The 16,635-nt window shown below is 63.8% G+C and carries 17 protein-coding genes; 10 read left to right on the top strand and 7 right to left on the bottom strand.

The window, feature by feature from the left end:
- The first annotated feature begins 53 nt into the window (after positions 1–53).
- The 4 genes from Q2941_RS25870 to Q2941_RS25855 are packed head-to-tail and all read left to right on the top strand — an operon-like array spanning position 54 to position 3,358.
- Positions 54–917, top strand: coding sequence for a branched-chain amino acid ABC transporter permease (locus Q2941_RS25870; protein ID WP_254112823.1), 864 nt, complete (start codon positions 54–56; stop codon positions 915–917).
- Complete coding sequence (locus tag Q2941_RS25865) at positions 917–1,888, top strand: branched-chain amino acid ABC transporter permease (protein ID WP_458194090.1); 972 nt, start codon at positions 917–919, stop codon at positions 1,886–1,888. Before Q2941_RS25870 ends, Q2941_RS25865 begins: the two co-directional genes overlap by 1 nt.
- Positions 1,878–2,642, top strand: a complete 765-nt coding sequence (locus Q2941_RS25860; protein ID WP_027523739.1) for an ABC transporter ATP-binding protein — start codon at positions 1,878–1,880, stop codon at positions 2,640–2,642. The genes Q2941_RS25865 and Q2941_RS25860 overlap by 11 nt, the downstream gene beginning before the upstream one ends.
- Positions 2,639–3,358 carry an ABC transporter ATP-binding protein gene (locus Q2941_RS25855; protein WP_027523740.1) on the top strand — a complete coding sequence of 240 codons (720 nt, stop codon included), beginning with the start codon at positions 2,639–2,641 and terminating at the stop codon, positions 3,356–3,358. The genes Q2941_RS25860 and Q2941_RS25855 overlap by 4 nt, the downstream gene beginning before the upstream one ends.
- 15 nt (positions 3,359–3,373) lie before the next feature.
- On the opposite strand, the gene Q2941_RS25850 is transcribed toward Q2941_RS25855, so the two are convergent.
- From Q2941_RS25850 to Q2941_RS25840, 3 genes are read right to left on the bottom strand one after another with little or no spacing between them, the layout of a single operon-like run.
- Positions 3,374–3,940, bottom strand: coding sequence for an invasion associated locus B family protein (locus tag Q2941_RS25850; protein ID WP_458194089.1), 567 nt, complete (start codon positions 3,938–3,940; stop codon positions 3,374–3,376).
- A gap of 60 nt (positions 3,941–4,000) precedes the next feature.
- Positions 4,001–7,144 (bottom strand): multidrug efflux RND transporter permease subunit, encoded by a 3,144-nt coding sequence (locus tag Q2941_RS25845; protein WP_027523742.1) that lies wholly within the window; start codon positions 7,142–7,144, stop codon positions 4,001–4,003.
- Positions 7,141–8,313: an efflux RND transporter periplasmic adaptor subunit gene (locus Q2941_RS25840; RefSeq protein WP_027523743.1), complete on the bottom strand. Its 1,173-nt coding sequence runs from the start codon at positions 8,311–8,313 to the stop codon at positions 7,141–7,143. The genes Q2941_RS25845 and Q2941_RS25840 overlap by 4 nt, the downstream gene beginning before the upstream one ends.
- Before the next feature lie 402 nt (positions 8,314–8,715).
- Between Q2941_RS25840 and Q2941_RS25835 the strand changes: the two genes are divergently transcribed.
- The 6 genes from Q2941_RS25835 to Q2941_RS25810 all read left to right on the top strand — a co-directional run bounded on the left by Q2941_RS25835 (position 8,716) and on the right by Q2941_RS25810 (position 14,537).
- Positions 8,716–8,955 (top strand): hypothetical protein, encoded by a 240-nt coding sequence (locus Q2941_RS25835; RefSeq protein WP_027523744.1) that lies wholly within the window; start codon positions 8,716–8,718, stop codon positions 8,953–8,955.
- 230 nt (positions 8,956–9,185) lie between these two features.
- A complete protein-coding gene (locus Q2941_RS25830; protein ID WP_458194142.1) occupies positions 9,186–11,594 on the top strand; it encodes a TonB-dependent receptor in 2,409 nt (802 codons plus the stop codon).
- A gap of 2 nt (positions 11,595–11,596) precedes the next feature.
- Positions 11,597–12,286 carry a Fe2+-dependent dioxygenase gene (locus tag Q2941_RS25825; RefSeq protein ID WP_027523746.1) on the top strand — a complete coding sequence of 230 codons (690 nt, stop codon included), beginning with the start codon at positions 11,597–11,599 and terminating at the stop codon, positions 12,284–12,286.
- Positions 12,283–13,233 carry a tonB-system energizer ExbB gene (exbB, locus tag Q2941_RS25820; RefSeq protein ID WP_027523747.1) on the top strand — a complete coding sequence of 317 codons (951 nt, stop codon included), beginning with the start codon at positions 12,283–12,285 and terminating at the stop codon, positions 13,231–13,233. The genes Q2941_RS25825 and exbB overlap by 4 nt, the downstream gene beginning before the upstream one ends.
- Before the next feature lie 3 nt (positions 13,234–13,236).
- Positions 13,237–13,707 (top strand): TonB system transport protein ExbD, encoded by a 471-nt coding sequence (gene exbD / locus Q2941_RS25815; RefSeq protein WP_027523748.1) that lies wholly within the window; start codon positions 13,237–13,239, stop codon positions 13,705–13,707.
- Between the two features lie 11 nt (positions 13,708–13,718).
- A complete protein-coding gene (locus Q2941_RS25810) occupies positions 13,719–14,537 on the top strand; it encodes a TonB family protein (protein ID WP_458194088.1) in 819 nt (272 codons plus the stop codon).
- Here Q2941_RS25810 and Q2941_RS25805 read toward each other — a convergent pair.
- From Q2941_RS25805 to Q2941_RS25790, 4 genes are all read right to left on the bottom strand, one after another.
- Positions 14,525–14,947, bottom strand: coding sequence for a hypothetical protein (locus Q2941_RS25805; protein WP_027523750.1), 423 nt, complete (start codon positions 14,945–14,947; stop codon positions 14,525–14,527). The genes Q2941_RS25810 and Q2941_RS25805 overlap by 13 nt on opposite strands.
- Before the next feature lie 62 nt (positions 14,948–15,009).
- The gene (locus Q2941_RS25800; protein WP_254112817.1) at positions 15,010–15,690 is read right to left on the bottom strand and encodes a site-2 protease family protein; all 681 of its coding nucleotides are present in this window, start codon (positions 15,688–15,690) and stop codon (positions 15,010–15,012) included.
- 54 nt (positions 15,691–15,744) lie between these two features.
- Positions 15,745–16,140, bottom strand: coding sequence for a GFA family protein (locus Q2941_RS25795; protein WP_027523752.1), 396 nt, complete (start codon positions 16,138–16,140; stop codon positions 15,745–15,747).
- Positions 16,141–16,147: 7 nt separating this feature from the next.
- On the bottom strand, positions 16,148–16,635 hold a 488-nt coding region (locus tag Q2941_RS25790; protein WP_458194087.1), incomplete at its 5' end, for an SDR family NAD(P)-dependent oxidoreductase.

Raw genomic sequence — 16,635 nt, 5'->3', positions numbered from 1 at the left:
GGCGGGACCGGCGGTCCCGCCTTTTTTGTCGGCTTGATAGAGCGGCGCGGCTCATGTCCTTTGTTCTCGTGCAGGTGATCGTCGGCGGGCTCCTGCTCGGTGCCGTCTACGCCCTGTTTTCCTCCGGCCTCACCCTGGTGTGGGGCATGATGAACATCGTCAATTTCGCGCATGGCGATTTCGTCATGCTCGGCATGTACGTCGCCTATGTCGTCTACACCTTGATGGGAGGCGGGCCGCTTCTCGGCGCGCCGCTGGCTGTGCTGGTGCTGGCGACGCTCGGCGTCGTCGTCTATTTCGGCCTGATCCGCGACATCATGAAGGGGCCGATGCTGGCGCAGATCCTCGGCACCTTCGGTCTGGCATTGCTTTTGCGCTATTCCGTGTTCTGGTGGTTCGGTGCCGACTTCAAGTCGCTGCCGCAGAATATCGTAGGCGGCACGTATGCGGTGGCGGGGCTGCGCCTAGAGGCGTCGCGGCTGCTTGCCGGCGTCGTCGCGCTGCTGGTTACGCTCGGCCTGCACCTGTTGCTGACGCGCACCTCACTCGGCTCGAAAATGCTCGCGGTGGCGGAGGATGCAACTGCCGCCCAGCTCATGGGTATCCGGCCCGACACGATGCAGGCGATCGCCTGGGCGATTGCGGCGGGTGCGACGGGACTTGCCGGCGCGCTGATCGCGAACTTCTTCTACATCGTGCCGACGGTGGGCGAAACGCTCGGCATCGTCGCCTTCGTCACGGTCTCGCTCGGCGGTTTCGGCAGCGTGCCAGGCGCGCTGGTTGCGGGCCTTCTGATCGGGGTCATCGAGTCGCTGTCGGGCTTCCTGATCGGCGCAGTCTACAAGGACATCGTCGTCTATATCCTGTTCCTGTTCTTCCTGTGGTTCCGGCCGCAAGGCCTGATGGGGAAGATGTGATGCGGCGCCTGCTCTGGCTGTCGGTACTGTCAGCGGTCGCGATCGCTTATCCATTGCTGCTGTCCTCGCCGTTCCAGCAGCGCCTCGGCGCGCTGGTGCTGCTCTATGCGATCGCGGCCTCGGCCTGGAACATCGTGGGCGGCTATGCCGGGCAGGTCTCCGTCGGCCATGTCGTGTTCTTCGGCTGCGGCGCCTACGCGGCGATGGGCGCCTACGCCAAGTTCGGTCTGTCGCCGCTATTCGGCATTCCCGGTGGCATCGTGATTGCGGCGGCGCTGGCGGCCGTCATCGGCGTGCCGACGCTGCGCCTGTCTGGTCACTATTTCAGCATGGCGACGATTGCGGTGGCCGAGACGATGCGGCTGATCGTCACCAACACGGATTACCTTGGCGCGGCGGTGGGCCTATCCGGCCCGACGGTCGCCCGCAACATCTTCGATCTCTCGTTCATCTCGTCGCTGCCCTACTACTATCTCTTCCTCCTGGTTCTTGCGATCACGCTCTTCATAACCTGGTGGATGACGAACAGCCGGATGGGATTCTATCTGCGTGCGATCAAGGATTCCGAGCGTGCCGCGCGCTCGCTCGGTGCGCCCGCGAGTCGCACGAAACTTTACGCGTTCATGCTGAGCGCGGCGCTGACGAGCGTCGCCGGGGCGCTCTATGCGATGATGTTCGGTTTCGTCGACCCCGAGTCCGGCCTCGGCATCCTGATCTCCGTGAAGATCCTGATCATGGCCGCGCTCGGCGGGGCAGGGCTGCTGTTCGGTCCGCTGGTCGGCGCCGCAATCCTCGTGCCGCTGGAGGAAATCTCCAACAGCGTGCTTGGCGGCAAGGGCGCAGGCCTCACCTTCGTGGTCTATGGCGCGATCATCGTGCTGATCGCGCGCTTTCAGCCCGGCGGCATCTTGAGCCTTTTCAAGCGCCGGCCCAAGCCGGGAAGCGAAGCGGGAGCGCCTCATGCTCCTTGAAGCGCGCGGCATCACAAAGGCCTTCGGCAGCTTCAAGGCGGTCGACGATGCCTCCGTGACGCTAGAGCAGGGCGATATCCTCGGCCTAATCGGGCCGAACGGCGCCGGCAAGTCGACCTTCTTCAACTGCCTTACCGGCGATCTCAGGACGACCGCAGGCCACGTCCTGTTCGAAGGCCGCGATATCACCGATCTCGCGCCGGAGCGGCGCGCGCAGCTCGGGCTCGCGCGCACCTTCCAGGTGCCGCAGACGTTCGAGGGCATGACGGTGCTCGAGAACGTCATGATCGGCGCGTTCCTGCGTACCAAGCCTCGCGCCGAAGCCGAGGCCAAGGCGCGCGCGGTGCTGGAGCGGGTCGGGATGATCAGGCTAGCGGATGCGCCGGCGCGCTCGCTCGGCACGCCCGGCCGCAAGCGCCTGGAGATTGCCCGTGCGCTTGCCACCGAGCCGAAGCTGCTGCTGCTCGATGAAGCGATGGCGGGTCTCAATGCGCATGAGGTCAGGCTCGCAATCGATCTGGTGCGCGACATCCACCGCGCCGGCATCACGCTTGTCATCGTCGAGCACATCATGGAAGTGATCATGTCGCTGGCGAGCCGGGTGATGGTGTTTCACCAGGGCAAGGAGATCGCCCGCGGCAGCCCGCATGAGGTAACGGCGAACCCGGCGGTGATCGCGGCCTATCTCGGTACGCGTGCCGCCAAAGCGGCTGCCGGCCACACGCCGATCGAACTGATGGGCGGCCCCACATGAGCGGGCTTCTGCTTCGGATCGAGCACCTCGAAGTGCGCTATGGCGACCTGATCGGCGTGTCCGACGTATCGCTGGAAGTCCCCAAGGGCAGCATCGTCGCGCTGCTCGGCTCCAATGGCGGCGGCAAGACCACGACGCTGAACGCGATCGCAGGCCTGATCCCGGTACATTCAGGCACGATCAGCTTTCGCGGCGAGGCAATCGCGGGCCAACGGGCCTTTGCGATCGTGCGCAAGGGGCTTGCGCTGTCCCCGGAGGGCTGGCGGCTGTTCGTGCAGCAGAGCGTCGAGAACAATCTCCTGCTCGGCACGACGCCGTTGCACGACAAGTCGCGCAAGGCGGCGCTGCTCGAGCGTGTCTACGAGATCTTTCCGCGGCTCAAGGAACGCCGCAACCAGCGAGCGGGCACCATGTCGGGCGGCGAGCGGCAGATGCTCGCGGTCGGCCGCGCGCTGATGAGCGACCCGAAACTGTTGATGCTGGACGAGCCGTCGCTCGGGCTGGCGCCGGCGGTCGTGGAGTCCATGTACGAAACCTTCGGCCGCCTGCATCGCGAGGGCCTGACCATCCTGCTCGCCGAGCAGTCGATCGAGCTTGCCCTCGAAGTCTCCGATTTCGCAACCGTCTTGCAGGTGGGCAGAAGCGTCTTGTCCGGCACCGCGACGGCGCTGGCGAACGATCCGCAGGTGCAGAAGGCCTATCTGGGGGCAGGGTGAGACGGACGCGGCCCGTTACTTGATCTTGTCGTAGGCGGCCGCAAAATCGGTGAGCGGCATCGGGATGTTGATGGTCTCCTTGGACATGTTCTGGAAGGAGACCTTCAACTGCTTGCCGGATTTCAGCGCCGCAAGCAGGTCCGCGGAAATCGGCGTCGAGACGTAGCAGCCGCGATTCTCGCAGGTCTGGATCGGCAGGTCGACCGTCTTGCCCTCGTCGACCTGGAGCTTGGCGCCGACGGGGATATTGAGGCCGAGTGGCAGCTGGATCAGCGCCGTGGGTACGCGTGTGTCGGCGGGCACGCGGATGTTGATCAGCACGATGAGCTGTCCCGTCTTGGTCAGCACCGCGTTCTGCTCGATCGCGCATTCCAGCGGCGCCTCGCGGCTCGCGCTGGTGCAGCGCGCGGCCCAGCCTGCTTGCGGCGCCGGCGCAACGTCGGCCTGCGGCTGCGCGGCGGGAGCCGCGGGCTGTGCGGCCTGGGGCGGAGCAGCCTTGGATTTGGTGCCCTGGGCGTGAGCGGATCCGCTCCACAGCAAGGCAACCGAAAGGAGGGCGGCAAGATTGGAGCGCATGGACATGAAATATCGCTTTGGCTTGAAAGGAGGGAAACGTGCCGGAATTGGAATTGCGACGCCTGCTTACTCGGCCGCTTCCTTGACCGCGCCGTGTTCGGTCGTCTCGGGTTCGCTCTGCTTGGAACGGCCCCAGCCGGAGAACCAGTTGGAGAGCTCGTCGAGATAGAGATAGACCACGGGCGTCGTGAACAGGGTCAGGGCCTGGCTGACGATCAAGCCGCCGACCATGGCATAGCCGAGCGGCTGGCGGATTTCGGCGCCGGTGCCGTGCCCGAGCATCAACGGCACGCCGCCGAGAAGGGCCGCCATCGTCGTCATCATGATGGGGCGGAAGCGGAGCAGCGCGGCCTGGCGGATCGATTCCGCCGGCGTCTTGTGCTCATCGCGTTCGGCCGCGATCGCGAAGTCGACCATCATGATGCCGTTCTTCTTCACGATGCCGATCAGCAGGATGATGCCGATCAGCGCGATCAAGCTGAAGTCGAACCCGGCCGCCATCAGGATCGCGAGTGCGCCGACGCCGGCCGAAGGCAGGGTCGAGAGAATCGTGATCGGGTGGATGTAGCTCTCGTAGAGAATGCCGAGGATCAGATAGACCACGACGAGGGCTGCCAGGATCAGCAGCGGCACGGTGCCGAGCGACTGCTGGAAGGCCTGCGCGGTGCCCTGGAAGCTCGAATTCAGCGTCGCCGGCGCGCCGAGATCGGCCATCGCTTTCTGCACGGCTTCCGTGGCCTGTCCCAGCGCCATGCCCTGTGCGAGGTTGAAGCTGATCGTGATCGCCGGGAATTGGCCCTGATGGCTGATCGAGAGCGGGCGCACCGGATCGGTGGTCCAGGTCGCAAACGTCGAGAGCGGTACCTGGTCGCCCGTTAGCGGCGATTTCAGGTACAGCTTGTTCAGGCTGTCGAGGTTACCCTGCATCTCCGGCAGGATCTCCAGGATCACGTGATAGCTGTTGAGCTGCGTGAAGTACTGGGTGACCTGGCGCTGGCCGAACGCGTCGTAGAGCGTGTCGTCGATCAACTGCGGCTGGATGCCGTAGCGCGAGGCGGTGTCGCGATTGATCTTGAGCTGAACCGTGGTGCCCTGGGTCTGCTGGTCGGTCGCGACATCGCGTAGCTCCGGCAGCGTCTGCATCTTGGCGAGGATTCGGGGCGCCCAGTCATTGAGTTCGCCGAGGTCGGCGTCCTGCAACGTGAATTCGAATTGGGTGCGCGTCGGCCGGCCGCCGAGTCGAACGTCCTGGGCTGCCTGCATGTAGAGGCGAGCGCCTTCAACCTTGTCGAACTTCGGACGCAGCCGCGCAATGATCTGCTGCGCCGAGGCCTCGCGCTCGTTGCGGGGCTTCAGCGTAATGAACAGGTTGCCGTTGTTGCCGGCCCGGCCGCTGCCGCCGATCGCCATGGCGACGCTGGCGACGTCGGGATCGGCCATGATGATCTTGCCGAGTTCCTCCTGCCGCCGCACCATGTCCTTGAAGGAGATGTCCTGCGAGGCTTCGGAGGTCGCCGTGATCAGGCCGACGTCCTGCTGCGGGAAGAAACCCTTCGGGATCAGAATGAACAGATAGACCGACAGGGCGAGCGTGGCGAAGAAGATCGTGAGCGTGGTGCGGCGCCAGCTCAAGGCGAGGTCGAGAATGTGTTCATAGCCGCGCAGCATCGCGTCAAAGGCGCGTTCGCTCCATTGATAGAAGCGGCCGTGCTTCACCTCGCCATGGGCGCGCAGGAAGCGCGAGGCCATCATCGGGGTCAGCGTCAGCGACACGAACATCGAGACGAAGATCGTCATCGCGAGCACGACGGCGAATTCGCGGAACAGGCGGCCGATGATGCCGCCCATCAGCAGCAGCGGGATCAGCACCGCGACCAGCGAGATGCTGATCGACACGATGGTGAAGCCGATCTCCTTGGCGCCCTTGTAGGCGGCGGCGAGGGGAGAATCGCCGTTCTCGATGTAGCGCGTGATGTTTTCGAGCATCACGATGGCGTCGTCGACGACGAATCCGACCGCGATCGTGAGGGCCATCAGCGACAGATTGTCGAGCGAATAGCCGAACACCCACATCAGGGCGCATGCGCCGAGCAGCGCCAGCGGAACCGTGACGGTGGGAATGACGGTCGCCCAGAAGCTGCGCAGGAAGATAAAGATGACCATGACCACCAGGACGATGGTCAAAAGCAGCGTGAACTGGACGTCCTCGACCGCGGCGCGGATGGTCGTGGTGCGGTCGCTGATCAGCTCGATCTTGATCGCCGGCGGGATCGCGGCCACCAGCCGGGGCAGGGTTGCCTTGATCCGGTCGACCGTCTCGATGACGTTGGCGCCGGGCTGCTTGAACACCACCAGGAACACGCCGCGCTTGCCGTTGGCCCAGGCCGCCTGCTTGGCGTCCTCGGGACCGGTGACGGCCTGGCCGATATCGCGGATTCGCAGCGGCCCGCCGTTGCGATAGGCGATGATGACGTCGTTCCAGTCCTTGGACTGGAGCAGCTGGTCGTTGGCGTAGATGGTATAGGCCCGTTTCTCGCCGTCGATATTGCCCTTGGGGCTGTCGACCGTCGTGATCGCGATCTGGCTGCGCACGTCTTCCAGCGACAGGCCCTTGGCCACCAGCTTCGCCGGATCGATCTGCACGCGAACCGACGGCTTCTGCTGGCCGCCGATGAACACCTGCGCCACGCCGGAGATCTGGCTGATCTGCTGGGCGAGCTGGGCGTCAACTGCGTCACTGACGGTGGTCAGCGGCAGCGTCTCGGACGTCGCCGACAGCAGGAGGATCGGCGAGTCCGCCGGGTTGACCTTGCGATAGGTTGGCGGCGAGGGCAGGTTTTTCGGCAACTGGCCGCTGGCCGCGTTGATGGCGCCCTGCACGTCGTTGGCGGCGCCGTCGATGCTGCGATTGAGGTCGAACTGGATGGTGATCGAGGCTGTGCCCAGATAGCTCGTCGATGTCATCTGGGCGATGCCGGGAATCTGCGCGAATTGGCGCTCCAGCGGCTGGGCGACCGAGGAGGCCATCGTCTCCGGGCTGCCGCCGGGCAGGTTCGCGGTGATCTGGATGGTCGGGAAGTCGACCTGCGGCAGCGGCGCGACCGGCAGCAGGGGGTAGGCGACGAGGCCGACAAAGAGAATGCCGGCCATCAGCAGCGATGTGCCGATGGGATAACGGATGAAAGGTGCCGAAATCCCGCCGTCGTTCATTCCTGTCGAACCTTGTTCTGGCCCGGAGTCGAACTTGCGACCGCCGTAGAGACGAGGCTTCCAGGCTGCACCTTGAACTGACCGCCGGTGATCACTTGTTGTCCCGGGCTAAGTCCTTCATCGATCACCGAGCGTCCATCGATGGAGTAGCTGACCTTGAGCTTGCGCAGTTCAGCCTTGTTCTCCTGATTGACCGTATAGGCGTAGAGACCGTTGGTCGAATGCTGGACCGCGTCGTCGGGGACCACGGTAGCGTCCTTCAGCGTCCGCACCAGAAGGCGCGTCGAGACCGATTGGCCCGGCCACAGCGTGTGGTCCTTGTTGTCGAACACCGCCTTCAGCCGAATAGTCCCGCTGCTCGTGTCGACCTGGTTATTGATGACGGCGAGCTTGCCCTCAGCGAGCGTCTTCTTGCCGTCGGTCGTCAGCGCGATCACCTTGAGCGCGCCGGCCTTCTGGCCCTCATTAATATAAGGCAACTGGTCCTCGGGCGCAGTGAAGATCACCGTGATCGGTTCGATCTGGGCAATGGAGACGATCGCCGTCTGGCTGGAGGCGTTGACGATGTTGCCGATATCGACCTGGCGCAGGCCCGCGACGCCCGTGATTGGCGACTTGACCTGGGTGTAGTCGAGCTGGGTCTGGGCATTGGAGATCGCGGCCTCGTCGGCTGCGATCTGCGCGGTGAGCTGGGCGACGGTGGAGCGCTGGGTGTCGGTCTGCTGCCGGGTCGCGAATTCACCGAGCTTGGTATAGCGCTGGAGGTCGAGATTGGCGTTGGCGAGGTTCGCCTCGTCCTGCTGCTTCTTGGCCTTGGCCTGGTCGAGCACGGCCTGGAAGGGGCGGGGATCGATCTCGACCAGAAGGTCGCCCTGGTTGACGATCTGGCCCTCGGTGAAGGCGATCTTGTCGATCTGGCCGTCCACCCGGGTCCGGACCTGCACGGTATTGAAGCCCTGAACCGTCCCGAGCCCGGTCAGATAGACCGGGAAATCAGCCTGCTGGACCGGTGCGATGGTGACAGGAACTGCGACCGGCCGCGGCGGGCCTTTCTGCGCGGTCTGGGTCTTGGCGGCGTCCGGACCATAGAAGCGTTGCCAGCCGAAGTAGCCTGCCACGGCCACGGCTGCGATGAGGGAAAACCACAGAATCGGCCGCGACTTTTTCATATCGGCTTCGTATCGGCTCGCTTGCCCAAAGGTTGAATTATGGGTCTCTGAAAGAGTTCCGGCGGCAGCCTGTATAATACACGCCAAGTTCCAGTGTAAACAACACTGTCGCTTGAGAATCCTAAACAATCGGAAAGCTTTGCATCCGATCCGGGCTGCGTGCGCACATCGTGAACAGCCGTTCTCTTGGGCAGCCTGTTGGGCACCAGCATCGATCAACGTGCAAAGGTTTCGCGATGCTCGCACGCCGCGTGCGCAATCCGAAGCGGCGCTGACGGGCCAAGACCTTCGGATGCAGTCGCGCCGTCCGAGCCAGAACGGTTCTAAATTGATTGCGCCGTGTTTCCGTTGTCAGCCCATGCGACGTCGTCCATATCAGCGCCCGCACAACGGGAGCGCATGATGGACGAACTGAACGGCAAGATGATCGCATGTCAGATTCTGATCACGGGCCTGATCGCGCGCGTCGCCAACGAGCAGGGCGATCCCTTGCGCTTCCTGACCGACTTTCGCGACGAGATCAAAGCCGTCGTGAAGGGCGTCAACATCGCCGGCATGGACAACACCGATGGCGTCCGTTCGGTCGCACAAGCGACCGTCGACGAGTTGTTCTCGCTGATGAAGCCGCCGAGCAGCGATTGATGCTGCAAACTCCGAGATCACGAGGCGCAGTTTTTCAGTTCTTTAGAACGCTTACAAACTAGCTCCTTAGAACGATTTCAAACTCCAGATTAGAATCGTTTTGATCTGGAAGTATTCAAAGCGTTCTCACGGGTTGCCCGCATTGACCACATATTTTGTGGCCGATACCAACGCCCAACGTTCATCGCGAATGACGCGCATGAGCGATCATGAAAATGGGGCGTGTGGTAATGGGGCAGGTGGTTGCACCGAAGTCGCTGCGATCGTTCGCGGCAATCGATTTCATCGACGAAAGGTTCGAAGGCGGCTCTGGCAAGGCGGCATCAGCCGTTGCCGGATTGATCGCGGTGGCATCGTTCTCGGGCGCCGCCGAGGCGCAGCAGTCGAATCTTCCCCCCGTCAGCGTCGATGCGCCAGTCGAGCGCCCGCGGCCTGCCGCCTCGAAGCCATCGCCGGAGCAGATTCGTGCGCGCAATGCGCTTCGCCGCGCGGCGCAGCGCGAGCAGGCGCAACAGACCGCAGCTGCGCCGTCCCAGAGCGCAGGTGCGCCGGACCGCGATCCCTATGCCGATCCGGCAGCTCCCTACAAGGTCGATCACGTGCAGGCCTCGGGCAAGTTTCCCGAGCCGATTCTGAACACGCCGAAGACCATCACCGTGCTCAGCAAGGAAGTGCTCGAGGACAAGAACGCCACGACGCTGAAGGAGATAGGTCGCTCCACCGCCGGCGTGACGCTGGGCTCCGGCGAGGGCGGCAACGCATTCGGCGATCGCTTCTTCATCCGCGGCTTCGATGCGCGCAACGACGTCTTCATCGACGGCATTCGCGATCCCGCCGTTAGCATCCGCGAGAACTTCTTCACCGAGCAGATCGAGATCCTGCGCGGACCGGCTTCGTCCTATGCCGGTCGTGGCACTGCGGGCGGCGCCATCAACATCGTCACGAAGCAGGCCGGCGACGCGAACTTCAAGCGGATGGATACCGAGTTCGGCACCGACATGACCAAGCGCGTTACGCTCGACGTCAACCAGGTCATCGACCCGACTTTCTCGGTCCGCACCGGCGGCCTGTTCCAGGATGCCAACGTCGCCGGCCGCAATTACGTGACCGACAATCGTTGGGGTACCTTCGTCTCGACCAAGTACACCCCGACCAACGACATCAAGATCACGACGAACTACGTCCACACCGATCTCAGCGGTTTGCCGGATTTCGGCGTGCCCTACTACAAGCAGGGCAATGTGCCGGTCACCGAGGCTGGCATTCCGCGCCAGAACTGGTACGGCTTCGTCAACCGCGACTTCCAGACCGCGCGGCAGGACTTCGGCACCGGCACGATCGAGTACAAGGTCAACGAAGCCATCACGCTGAGCAGCAAGGTTCGCGGCGAGCACTCGCTGCTGAACTATATCGGCACGCTGCCGCAGAACCCGAATACGACCAACGTCAATCCGCTGCTCTGGACGACCACGGCCAGTGCGCAGAGCCGCTACCAGAACGTGGATGTGTGGGCCAACCAGAACGAGGCCACGTTCAAGCTCGACACCGGTGGGGTCAAGCACACCGCGGTGTTCGGCGTCGAATATGCGAACGAAAACATCTCGATCGACCGTTACACCGGTCTCTCCTCGGAACTGTTCGGCGGCGGCTCAACGAGCAACGGCGCCGTCCAGAACGTCAATCTCTATTCCCCTCAGTACACTTTTCTCTCGGGCTTCGGCACGCCGTCGCTGGTTGGAAACCCGACGCGTTATGGTGTCAACACCAGCAGCGTCTACGCCATGGACACCGCGAACTGGCAGGACACCATCATCGTCAATGGCGGTGTCCGCTATGATGGCTACAGCCAAAGCTCTTCGACAAACTCGGCTTATCTCAAGCAGAATGCCGATCTCGTCAATTACAACGTAGGCCTGCTCTACAAGCCGATGTCGATCGGCAGCATCTACGCGGCCTATGCGACCTCGGCCAATCCGTTCGGGTCGGAGCTTGACGCAACCGGCACCGATTACGGTGGCGTTCCGGCTAACACGGCTATTCTGCTCGGCCCCGAGCTCAACAAGGCGGCCGAAATCGGCACCAAATGGGAACTCGCCGACCGCCATCTGCTCGTGACGGGTGCACTGTTCCAGACCACGAAGGACAACGCCCGCGAGACCGTCAACGGCCTGCTGACTTCGGGCGCGGCCTACCGCATCCAGGGCATCGACATCGAGGCCGAGGGCAAGATCACGGACCGCTGGAGCATCTTCGGCGGCCTGGTGCTGATGCAGTCGAAGGTCACGCAGAGCGGCATCGCCTCCAACATTGGCCTCCAGCTGGCTAACGTCGCCCACCAGTCGTTCAGCATGCTCACCAAGTACAAGTTCGACGACGGTTGGGAGCTCGGCGGGCAGGCGGTGTATCGTTCCAAGGTCTATGGCGGCACGTTTGCGGCCAACACCGGCAACGAACTGCCGAGCTACTGGCGCTTCGACGCGTTCGTCGAAAAGAAGATCGACAAGAACTGGACCATGAAGCTCTACGCGCAGAACCTGACCAACAAGCTCTACTATGACACGCTTTATCGCAGCGCCGTGCCGTTCGTGGCCGTCGCGCCGGGACGGGCGTTCTATCTGGTCACGACGGCCAAGTTCTGATCATGCTGACCTGCATACCCGGCGTCTTGAGCAAGGATGATGTGGCGGAGTTCCGCCGCATCATGGATGCGAGCGAGTGGGAAGACGGCCGTTCGACGGCGGGTGCGCAGTCGGCGATGGTCAAGCGCAATGAGCAATTGCCGCCGGACAGCGACGTCGCGCGCAAGCTCGGCAACCGCATCATCTCGGCGCTGACGTCGAACCCGCGCTTCCTGGCGGCGGCGATCCCGCTCCAGATCTTCCCGCCGCTGTTCAACCGCTATGCGGCGAGCGGCGGGCACCATTTCGGTCTGCACGTCGACAACGCGATCCGCGGCGATCGCCTGACCGGCCTTCGCATCCGCACCGACCTGTCGGTCACGCTGTTCCTCGCCGAACCGGAGGAATATGACGGTGGCGAACTCGTGATCGAGGACACCTACGGTTCGCACGAAGTTAAGTTGCCGGCCGGCGACTGCGTGCTGTACCCCTCGACCAGCCTGCATCTCGTCACGCCGGTGACGCGGGGCGCGCGGGTGGCGTCTTTTTTCTGGCTGCAGAGCATGGTACGGGATGATCAAGCCCGCAGCCTGATCTTTGACCTCGATACCGCCGTTCAGGCGCTGGCGCAGCGGCTTGGACGCGACGACCCCGAAACGGTCAAATTGACGGGTATCTATCACAACCTCATTCGCTACTGGGCCGAAGTATGAAGACCACAACTTTCCGAGCGAGCCTTTGCCGAGCAAGCCTTGCCGCAGCCGTGATGCTCGCGGTGATCGCCCTCGCAGTCCCCGTTTCGGCACAGCAGCAGGCGGCAACGCCGCCAGCCACATCGCAGCCGGCCGCCACTCCGGCGGCGCCACCAGCCGCAGCGCCTGCGGCGACGGCTGCCCCCATGGCGCCTGCGGCCGAGGCTGCTGCGTCGACTGATGCCGGCCGCACGCTGAAATCGACTGCGCCTGTGATGAAGGAGCTGTCGCCCTGGGTGATGTTCATGTCGGCGGACATCATCGTCAAGGCGGTGATGATCGGGCTCGCCTTCGCCTCCCTCGTCACCTGGACCATCTTCATCGCGAAATCGATCGAGCTGACGCTGGCACAGGGCAGGGTGCGCGCGGCTCTGAAGAAGATCGCCGACGCACGCTCGCTGGCAGAGGCCCAGTTTGCGCTTGGTGCCAAGGAAGGCATCCTGCCGTCATTCCTTGCGGCAGCACTGCGAGAGGCGCGGGCGTCCGCGGGGATTTCCAGCGACGCCGGCATCAAGGAACGCGCCGCCTCGAGCTTTGCCGAGATCGCCCGCGCGGAGTCGCGGCGGATCCGGATCGGCATGGGCGTGCTTGCGACCATCGGCGCCACGTCGCCCTTCGTCGGCCTGTTCGGCACCGTCTGGGGCATCATGAACAGCTTCATCGGCATCTCGAAGTCGCAGACGACGAACCTTGCGGTCGTCGCGCCCGGCATCGCCGAAGCGCTGCTTGCGACCGCGATCGGCCTCGTCGCGGCGATCCCCGCCGTCATCATCTACAATCATTTCGCGCGCATGACGAAGGGCTATCTCGAGCTCGTCAGCCGCGCCTCGGGTGCGGCGGCGCGGCTGCTCTCGCGCGACCTCGACCGCAGCCACGGCAGCGTTCATTCGCGCACAGCGGCGGAGTAGGCGATGGGCGCTTCGATCGCAGACAACGATCTCGATGACGATGCGGACTTCTCCGAGACGCATGAGATCAACGTCACGCCGTTCATCGACGTCATGCTGGTGCTGCTGATCATCTTCATGGTTGCGGCGCCTTTGTCGACGGTTGATCTGCCGGTCGATCTGCCGACCTCCACTGCCACACCGCAGAAGAAGCCGGACAAGCCGACCTATGTCAGCATCAAGTCCGATTTGACGCTTGCCATCGGGGAGAACCCGGTCACGCGTGCCAACCTGGCCGCCTCGCTCGACGGCCTGTCGGACATGGGCAAGGATAAGTACGTTTTCCTGCGCGCCGATCGCACGGTACCTTATGGCGAACTGATGGGCGTGATGGAGTTGTTGCGCTCGGGTGGCTACTCCAAGGTGAAGCTGGTGACGCTTGAAGGTGTCCCGGCCTCTCCGGGGGCGCCCGCGGCAGACTCTGCGAAGCCCTAGAGGCTGTTCTTATGTCCGGTTTCGAGACCGAACCAAAACCATCCCGGCGGCTGTGGGTTCTGGCCGCGGTGGCGGCGCTTGCGCTCCACCTGGGAGGTGCGGCGTTGGCGCTCGCGCATTTGCGGACGGATGGTGGCGACGATGGTCTGGGTGCGGCCGGTGCGGAATTCGCCGTCGAGATGGCTTCGCCCGATGCGCCCGAGTCCGAACTTCCGCCCGGACCTGACACCGATGCCTCGCAGGAACAGCGGGCGATACCCGAACAAAAGGCCGAGGTGAAGGAAACGGAGCTTCCCAAGGACCAGCACCAGGACGTCGACGATGCCGACCGGATCGTCACCGACAACAACGCGAAAAAGCCGGACGACGAGAGCCAGAAGGTAGCGGCCATCGAGACCCCGGCTGCCGAGGCATCGCCGCAATCGGTAGCCACGGCGCGGCAGAAGCTCGATGAGGCTGCGCGCGAGGCCGAGAAGGCCGTGGCGCCGGTGCTCGGGATCGGCAAGGACATCCTGAAGCTGACTGCCGACTGGAACCGCAAGATCAGTGCGCATTTCAAGCTGCACCAGGTCTACCCGGAGGGGAAGGAGCCCAAGTCCCAGAAGGTCAAGGTCACCCTGGTCCTCAACCGCAAAGGCAACGTGCTTTCGGTCGATGTGGTGGAGTCCTCGGGAGACGATGCCTTCGATGCGGCGGCGGTCTCGATGATCCGTCGCTCGGATCCCGTGCCGCAACCGCCGGCAGGACTGACGGATGAAAAGTTCGAGCGCACGCTCGACGTCACCTTCCCGCCGCGCGAGACGAAGAAGAAATCGGCTCAGCGCCAGTAATAGCGGATCGCGACGTAGACCACGACCAGGCAGGCGAAGATCAGCGCCACCGGCAGCGGCCGCTTCTCGGTTCCGCCGAACGCCGTCACCCCGAACGTGCCGGCTTTCTTCGGCTTGGGCGGCGGGCGGCGGAAGGCGGTAACATTGTCCTTCACGGGCTCGCTGGCCCGGGGACGAACATCAGGCGGAGTTCCGGCTCCGCCCATTTCGGCATAGTACGCCTTGTAGACCGAGGTGATGGTGGCCTCGGTGGCCTCGTCCTCATTCGTCTGCTCCAGCAGCTTCTTGTAGCTCGCGAGGAACTCCTGGGCTTCCGGAGGCAGCGCAGACAACCCGTTGAGCTTGGCCATCATCTTCCAGGTGGCGAAATCGGCGCGGGCGCGGGTGTCGGCTCGTCGCGCGATCAGCATGTCGGCAGCTTTGACCAAGTTGGCCTCGGGCCCTTCGGGTTCTCTGGTTCGTCCTGGTTCAACTACGCGTTGCCGGTCAGGAAGAGAACGGCCTTAATCACATATCCGGTCAACGTTCCCAGTATTGCCGAGATAACATCAAGATTTAGACCGAACTGCGAACCCGCAAGGGGGAGCAGGATCAGGATGGCGATCAGGATCAGCATCCCGAACGGCTCGAGCCGGGCCAGCGGCAGAGCGAGCGGCCGCGGGAGGAGCCCGACCGCAACCCGGCCGCCGTCCAGCGGCGGTATCGGCATCATGTTGAAAACGGCCAGCACCGCATTGATCAGGAGCGAATTCCTGAGGTTGTCGAAGATCCATTGCGCCGAACCTGCCGGCGCGAAAGGCAGGGCGTGGAGTGCCAGGCCCGCCAGCAGCGCGAGCAGGATGTTGGTCGCGGGGCCGGCCAGCGCCACCCAGACCATGTCGAGCTTCGGATTGTTGAGATTGCGAAAGTTCACCGGTACCGGCTTGGCATAGCCGAACAGGAACGGCGAATGCGCAAACAGCAGCATCGCCGGCAGGATCAGGGTGCCGAACGGATCGATATGCCGGAGCGGGTTGAAGCTGACCCGGCCGAGCTTCCAGGCGGTATCGTCGCCAAGACGGTGCGCGACGAAGCCATGCGCGGCCTCGTGGAAGGTGATGGCGATCACCAGCGGCAGCACCCAGACGGAGAGGTCGTAGAGGGAGATGTTCACGCGCGCCGCCTTGGTTCATGCATCCGGCGCACGCTAGCATGGATTCGGTGACCTTCAGGCTACCGGGATCGTTCCCTCGTACTGCGTCAGGCCGTCGTCGATGCAGACCCAGCCCATCTTCTCCGACACCCAGATGTGTTCGGTCGGGGCAAAGGCATTGCGATCGTCGAAAGTGGCCAGCGCGACACCGGTCGCAGTGCCGTTGGTGCGGCGGGAGAACAGCCGCGTGCCGCAGGACTTGCAGAACACGCGCTCGATGGCCGGAGATGTCGGATAGAACGCGGTCTCGCCCTCGACTGTCAGCGCGCGCGGCTCGAACAGCGCGCGGGCATAGAACGGCGAGCCCATCGCCTTCTGGCAGAGGCGGCAATGGCAGACGCGGACGTTAAGCGGCTCGCCCTCCGTCTTGAAGCGAACCGCGCCGCACAGGCATCCGCCTTCTCTGGTCATGACGCCCTCAATAGGTGGCGCGCCCGCCGGAGATATCGAACACCGCACCGGTCGAAAACCCGCAGTCTTCCGATGCGAGCCAGGCGACCATCGCGGCGAGTTCCTCCACCAGCACGAAGCGGCCCTTCGGGATCTTCGACAGCATGAAATCGATGTGCTGCTGCGTCAGCTGTTCAAAGATCGCGGTCTTCGCGGCCGCCGGCGTCACGGCGTTCACCAGGATGTCGTGCGCGGCAAGCTCCTTGCCGAGTGACTTCGTCAGCGCGATCAGGCCGGCCTTGGAGGCCGAGTAGTGCGCCGCGTTCGGATTGCCTTCCTTGCCTGCGATGGATGCGATGTTCACGATCCGCCCGTATTTCTGCTTGAGCATCGTCGGCACGATCGCCTTGCAGCAGATGAAGGGGCCGTCGAGGTTGATGCGCAGCACCTTGCGCCATTCCTCGAGGTCGGTCTCCCAGACCGTCTTGTTGATGCCGGCGATGCCGGCATTGTTGA

Source organism: Bradyrhizobium sp. UFLA05-153 (assembly GCF_054185185.1).
This window is presented reverse-complemented; position numbering and strand designations above follow the sequence as displayed.

Coding starts and splice junctions, on each gene's coding strand:
- Q2941_RS25865 (WP_458194090.1), top strand. CDS start 917: ATGCGGCGCCTGCTCTGGCTGTCGGTACTGTCAGCGGTCGCGATCGCT.
- Q2941_RS25810 (WP_458194088.1), top strand. CDS start 13,719: ATGTCCGGTTTCGAGACCGAACCAAAACCATCCCGGCGGCTGTGGGTT.
- Q2941_RS25845 (WP_027523742.1), bottom strand. CDS start 7,144: ATGAACGACGGCGGGATTTCGGCACCTTTCATCCGTTATCCCATCGGC.
- Q2941_RS25850 (WP_458194089.1), bottom strand. CDS start 3,940: ATGTCCATGCGCTCCAATCTTGCCGCCCTCCTTTCGGTTGCCTTGCTG.
- Q2941_RS25860 (WP_027523739.1), top strand. CDS start 1,878: ATGCTCCTTGAAGCGCGCGGCATCACAAAGGCCTTCGGCAGCTTCAAG.
- Q2941_RS25830 (WP_458194142.1), top strand. CDS start 9,186: ATGGGGCAGGTGGTTGCACCGAAGTCGCTGCGATCGTTCGCGGCAATC.
- exbD (WP_027523748.1), top strand. CDS start 13,237: ATGGGCGCTTCGATCGCAGACAACGATCTCGATGACGATGCGGACTTC.
- Q2941_RS25855 (WP_027523740.1), top strand. CDS start 2,639: ATGAGCGGGCTTCTGCTTCGGATCGAGCACCTCGAAGTGCGCTATGGC.
- Q2941_RS25840 (WP_027523743.1), bottom strand. CDS start 8,313: ATGAAAAAGTCGCGGCCGATTCTGTGGTTTTCCCTCATCGCAGCCGTG.
- exbB (WP_027523747.1), top strand. CDS start 12,283: ATGAAGACCACAACTTTCCGAGCGAGCCTTTGCCGAGCAAGCCTTGCC.
- Q2941_RS25835 (WP_027523744.1), top strand. CDS start 8,716: ATGGACGAACTGAACGGCAAGATGATCGCATGTCAGATTCTGATCACG.
- Q2941_RS25870 (WP_254112823.1), top strand. CDS start 54: ATGTCCTTTGTTCTCGTGCAGGTGATCGTCGGCGGGCTCCTGCTCGGT.
- Q2941_RS25825 (WP_027523746.1), top strand. CDS start 11,597: ATGCTGACCTGCATACCCGGCGTCTTGAGCAAGGATGATGTGGCGGAG.
- Q2941_RS25805 (WP_027523750.1), bottom strand. CDS start 14,947: ATGCTGATCGCGCGACGAGCCGACACCCGCGCCCGCGCCGATTTCGCC.
- Q2941_RS25795 (WP_027523752.1), bottom strand. CDS start 16,140: ATGACCAGAGAAGGCGGATGCCTGTGCGGCGCGGTTCGCTTCAAGACG.